The organism is Nocardia abscessus NBRC 100374 (assembly GCF_000308455.1).
Taxonomy (GTDB): Bacteria; Actinomycetota; Actinomycetes; order Mycobacteriales; family Mycobacteriaceae; genus Nocardia; species Nocardia abscessus.
In genome coordinates, this window is record NZ_BAFP01000041.1 from 1 (window position 1) to 5038 (window position 5038).

5 protein-coding genes and 1 tRNA gene are annotated in these 5038 nt (G+C 64.9%); 4 read left to right on the forward strand and 2 right to left on the reverse strand.

Features of this window, described 5'->3' with window-relative positions:
* The coding region (locus ON19_RS08840; protein WP_043688890.1) for a zinc-binding dehydrogenase at window positions 1-482 on the forward strand (482 nt) is incomplete at its 5' end.
* A gap of 64 nt (window positions 483-546) precedes the next feature.
* Complete coding sequence (locus tag ON19_RS41715) at window positions 547-711, forward strand: hypothetical protein (RefSeq protein WP_157229632.1); 165 nt, start codon at window positions 547-549, stop codon at window positions 709-711.
* On the opposite strand, the gene ON19_RS08845 is transcribed toward ON19_RS41715, so the two are convergent.
* Window positions 696-1145: a nitroreductase/quinone reductase family protein gene (locus tag ON19_RS08845; RefSeq protein WP_043688892.1), complete on the reverse strand. Its 450-nt coding sequence runs from the start codon at window positions 1143-1145 to the stop codon at window positions 696-698. The genes ON19_RS41715 and ON19_RS08845 overlap by 16 nt on opposite strands.
* Window positions 1146-1258: 113 nt before the next feature.
* Here ON19_RS08845 and ON19_RS08850 point away from each other — a divergent pair.
* Together ON19_RS08850 and ON19_RS08855 are read left to right on the forward strand one after the other, a co-directional pair.
* Window positions 1259-1332: transfer RNA gene (locus tag ON19_RS08850), tRNA-Ile, on the forward strand.
* Between the two features lie 269 nt (window positions 1333-1601).
* Window positions 1602-2147 carry a VanZ family protein gene (locus tag ON19_RS08855; protein WP_063709406.1) on the forward strand — a complete coding sequence of 182 codons (546 nt, stop codon included), beginning with the start codon at window positions 1602-1604 and terminating at the stop codon, window positions 2145-2147.
* A 246-nt stretch (window positions 2148-2393) separates the two neighbouring features.
* Here ON19_RS08855 and ON19_RS08860 read toward each other — a convergent pair whose 3' ends face one another.
* The gene (locus ON19_RS08860; protein ID WP_043688894.1) at window positions 2394-3827 is read right to left on the reverse strand and encodes an aminobutyraldehyde dehydrogenase; all 1434 of its coding nucleotides are present in this window, start codon (window positions 3825-3827) and stop codon (window positions 2394-2396) included.
* Window positions 3828-5038: the final 1211 nt, after the last annotated feature.

The following is a 5038-nucleotide window of genomic DNA, read 5'->3' on the forward strand; positions in this document are numbered from 1 at the left end:
CGGCGGGTGCGAACGTCGTCGCCGCCGCGCGCGGCGCCGCGAAGCTGGAACTCGCCGAGCGGCTCGGCGCGAGCGCGGTGGTCGACTACTCCGCCCCCGACTGGGCGGCGAAGGCACGCGCCGCGACCGGGGGAGCGGGCGCGCACGTCGTGTTCGACGGGGCGGGCGGCGCGCTCGGCGAGGCCGCGCTCACGGCCGTCGCGGACGGTGGGCGTTTCCTCGGATACGGCGCTGCGGCAGGGGAATTCGCCGCTTTGGACCGGGAGGACGCGGCGGCGCGCGACATCACCGTCTATGGCCTGTTCGACATCACCGGTGCGGGCGTCGATTGGCAGGCGCTGGCCCGGCGGGCTCAGGAAGAGGTCGCGGCGGGGCGCTTGCAGGTGGTCATCGGCCAGACCTTCCCGCTCGACGGAGCGGATCGGGCGCACGCCGCCATCGAGTCCAGGGCGGCGGTGGGGCGCACTTTGTTAACAGTGTGAACAAAGCGACGAACTGGACAATCGACGTAGTGCGCGGTTCGAACGACGGCGCTAGGGTGCCGGGGTGGAAACTCTGCTCGTCGTCGGTATCGTCATCGTGGTCCTCGGCTTCGTAGTCGCTGTAGTGCAGTTCGCCAGCCGGCCACCGAAGGAAGCCGAGCCGTGGGACGACCGTGACGACGCCGAGGACTACGAGGACGACTGGGACGAGGATTATCGCGACGACTGACCCCGCCCGGCCGGGGTCAGTACCACGACCGCGATGGGCCGCTTGGTCAGCTTTTGATAGGCGCTGTAGCGACCCCGATTCACCTTGTCGACGATCGCCCACCGCCGGGCGTAATCGGGATCATCCGGCAGCGTCGCCCGGGCCCGCACCGTCAGTTTCCGCCGCCCGACCTGGATCTCGCACTCCGGTCGCGCTTTCACGTTCGCCAGCCACCCCGGCGGCCGCGGCGACCCACCGTTGGACGCCGTCACCAGATAGTCCTCACCATCGCGCGCGTACGTCAGCGCCGAAGTCCGCTCCTTGCCGGACTTGCGCCCCACCGTCCGCAACAGCAGCGTCGGATTGCCCAGCAGCAGCCGATGCCCCACCAGCCCACCACTGTTCTCGTACACCCACTGATGCGCCTTCAGCACCTTCGTGAACAGACCGGCCATACCTGACCCTCCAGTAAGTTTCCGACCCACCCACCCTAAGTGATCCCCCTCCGACTGGTCCCCGACCCACCGGACCCGGTAGCATCCCCAACGCTCGCGGTTCCCCGCGGCATGGGGCGGTAGCTCAGTCGGTTAGAGCCGTGGACTCATAATCCATTGGTCGCGGGTTCGAGCCCCGCCCGCCCCACAAATATCTCTGAGCTGCGAAAACCGCTGAACTTTACAGCGGACCATTCCGACGCCTGGCTGGTGTGTGTGCGGTGCGGGTCGTGTGGATGGTCTGTCGAGCCGACCTGTGACGCAGATGATTTGGGTGATACTGGCGGTGTGAACGGGACATGGGAGGCGTGGGGTGGGGTCGCGATCGCCGCGATTACCTCGATACCGCTAGCCGGTCTCGCGGCCTGGTGGCTGGCTGGGCGGTGCGGGTGGCGTGCTGCGCTATGCGATGTCGGGATGGTGACGGGTACCGCGCCGTGGTTGTGGATGATCCTCACGCCGACGGGAACGGGCCGTTCGGTGAATCTCGTGCCGCTGCGTGATCTGGCCGAGGTACTGGCCGACGACCGGGTAATCGAGCAGTTCGGTGGGAATCTGCTGGTCTTCGCCGCACTCGGCTTCCTGTTGCCGGTGCGCCGACCCTGGTTCGCCCGCTCGTACCGCATCCTGTTGGCGGGAGCAGCAGCTTCGATCGCGGTGGAGACTGTGCAGTTCGCCCTTGCTAGCGGCCGTCACTCATCCGTCGACGACGTGCTGGTGAACGCGGCCGGTGCATACCTGGCGGGCCAGCTCTCACGACAGTTGTGGGCGCCGCGCGCAGTGACTGACCGGTCCGAGCCAGCGCTACCTGAAGAGCCGAAAGGGGCATCGTCTCCGAGCAGGACGGTCTCGGCCAGCTCACCGTCCCCGAGTATGAAGATCCTCGACAAGCGTGTGGCCGCTGGGTCAACGCGAACCATCCGCGATGAGCCGCGAGAGCGACACAGCGGCGGCGTGGGGTGACGAACGGCACCGGCACAAATCGGATTGCCTGTTGACCATAAACGGGTAGCGTCGCTGACGCTTGAACGGCTCGCACGGTGGCTGACGATCGAGCAAGCATGGACGGGGAAGATGAGGTCACTCTGAGCAGTCGTCCTGCATCACTCTCACCCCGCGATTCGGTTCACGGGGCTCGGGGGTTCGAGCCCCGCTCGCGACACATAGGCTCTGAGCTGCAGAAACGCTGAATATTTTAAAGGTGGGTGGCTAGTCGATCTTGGCCATCACGTGCTTGACGCGGGTGTAGTCCTCCAGCCCGTACATCGACAGGTCCTTGCCGTGCCCGGACGACTTGAACCCGCCGTGCGGCATCTCGGCGATCAGCGCGGTGTGGGTGTTGATCCATACGCAGCCGAAGTCGAGCGCGGCCGACACGCGGAGCGCCCTGGATAAGTCCTTGGTCCATACCGAGGACGCCAGCCCGTATTCGACGCCGTTGGCCCATAGGATCGCCTCGTCTTCGTCGGTGAACGCCTGCACGGTGATCACCGGGCCGAAGATCTCGTTCTGGCTCAGCCGGTCATGCTGGAGCAGCCCACCGATGACCGTCGGCTCGACGTAATACCCGTGGTCGCCCTGCCGGTTCCCGCCGACCACGACCGAAGCGTGATCGGGGACCTCATCGAGGAAGGAGAGCACCCGCTGTAGTTGGTTCGCGTTGTTGACCGGTGGAACCCAGGCTTCCTCGTCATTGACTGCCTTGCCGAAAGTCGTTGTTGCACTGCTGGCCTGCTCTGCCAGTGCTGCGGTCAGATCATCGGCCACCGACGCGTGACCGAGCACCCGGGTGGCTGCCGTGCAATCCTGCCCGGCGTTGAAATAGCCCGAGGCCGCGATACTTTTGGCGGCAGCGGCGATATCGGCGTCGGGGAACACGATTACCGGTGCCTTGCCGCCCAACTCCAGATGCGTGCGCTTCAGCCGCCCGCCGGCCGACTCCGCGACCGCGCGGCCCGCGGCCACCGATCCGGTGATCGACACCATCGTCGGGGTCGGATGCGCCACCACCGCCGCGCCGGTCACGCGGTCACCGGTGACCACGTTCAGCACGCCTGGCGGCAGGTGCTCGGAGGCCAGCTCGGCCAGCATCACCGTGGTCACCGGGGTGGTGTCGCTCGGCTTGATCACCACGGTATTGCCCGCCGCGATCGCGGGAACAAACTTCCAGATCGCCATCATCATCGGGTAATTCCACGGCGTCACCTGCCCGATGACGCCGATCGGCTCCCGGCGGATCCACGAGGTATGGCCCGCGAGGTACTCGCCGGCCGACTTACCCTCGAGCACCCGTGCCGCCCCCGCGAAGAACCGGGTCTGGTCCAGCATCTGCGGGATCTCCGCGGCCAAGGTGAGGTGGTTCGGCTTGCCGGTGTTTCGACCCTCTGCCTCGACAAGCGCGTCGGCGACATTCTCCAACTCGTCGGCGAAATCGAGCAGCGCCTGCTGGCGTTGCGACGGTGTCGTGCGCTTCCAGTCGTGGAACGCCCTGTTCGCCGCTGCGTACGCGTTGTCGATGTCCTGTTCGTTGGACGCCGGGGCGGTGCCGTACTGCTCCCCGGTGGAGGGGTCGACGAGCGCCATCGTCGCACCGCCGACACAGTCGACGAGCTTGCCGTCGATGAAGTTCTGGACCACTGTCATGATGGTGCTCCTCGGTTGCTTGTTCGGTTGACAATTTTCTGGCGCGGGGCGCTCGGTCGCCTTGACGTCTGATCGACTCGTCTGCTACTGCCAGTCCAGTAGGATTTCGACGTATCGATCACCGATAAGGATTGAGCTTACTCTTTGTTACTGCTGAGGACGATGCAGTCGGAGTCTTGCTGATTTGCGATGATCGGCAGAGTTTCGTCGCTCACTGAGACGGCCTTTTCTCCGCTGCAATGTAATTCGGTTTCCGAAAGCATATGTACCACTGCATCTTTCGGGATTAGCGGTGTATTCTGATAGTCGGGCGTTAATGTTGGGGCACTGTTGCGTTCGCAAGCCGTGAAAACGGTCGACAGAATTTGAGCGCCGATCCCCCGCGGCAAACCAAGCGGCTCTCGAAGCTCCTGAGCTATGGCTCTTTGGACATCGCATCGGAACTCCTAATTCGACTACTCGATTTCAGGGAGAACGCCGCCGCTGGATCATTGATTGCCCATGGGTAGCCGACTACCTGTTGTACGACTTTATGGACGAAGGGTCGGCGAAAGCTCGATCCGCGGGCGCTGAAGGAGACGTCACTCCGGCATTCCCTCGCAACGAATTGGGGAGACATCGTGCTCGTCCGACTGCCGGACGTGGGTAAATCGCTGCCGCTGGAAAGCTGCGCCCCCCATCGCCGGACACCCTGATTGATCGGAGTAGAACCTGTGTGGTGGCTGGCGCGGCGGAGAACGGCGTGCTCGACTCGGTTTGCCTCATCGAATCGGCTGCATCGATGCGGGCCGAGTTGGTGACTGGCCGATGATGCCCGCCGTGCTCGATGCCATCGCGGTGCCGCGGCTGACCGGTGATCTGCCGCGGCACCGTCCTACCCAGCTACTCGCCGACGAGCCTTATTCATCGGCGAGTAATCGGTCCTGATGCCTCGCAGGCGTATTCACGCTGTCATTACCGAACGCGCCGACCAGATCGCCCACCGGACGGCGAGACTGCGTCGGGGGCGACCGCCCAGGTTGGACTCAATCGCTTACTGGCGGCACAACGTCGTTGAACGCGCCTTAGATGAGGCGGCTTGCTGAGTGGTAGCGATCCCGGACACGGCCTTGCTGCCAGAGATAGACGTCGGCGCTTCGGTCAGCCGGCGCGGAAGACGTCTGTCGTGCCATCGCCCGTGAAATCGCCGAACGCCAAGTCCGCGACACGAT

Coding starts and splice junctions, on each gene's coding strand:
- ON19_RS08845 (WP_043688892.1), bottom strand. CDS start 1,145: ATGGCCGGTCTGTTCACGAAGGTGCTGAAGGCGCATCAGTGGGTGTAC.
- ON19_RS08855 (WP_063709406.1), top strand. CDS start 1,602: ATGGTGACGGGTACCGCGCCGTGGTTGTGGATGATCCTCACGCCGACG.
- ON19_RS08860 (WP_043688894.1), bottom strand. CDS start 3,827: ATGACAGTGGTCCAGAACTTCATCGACGGCAAGCTCGTCGACTGTGTC.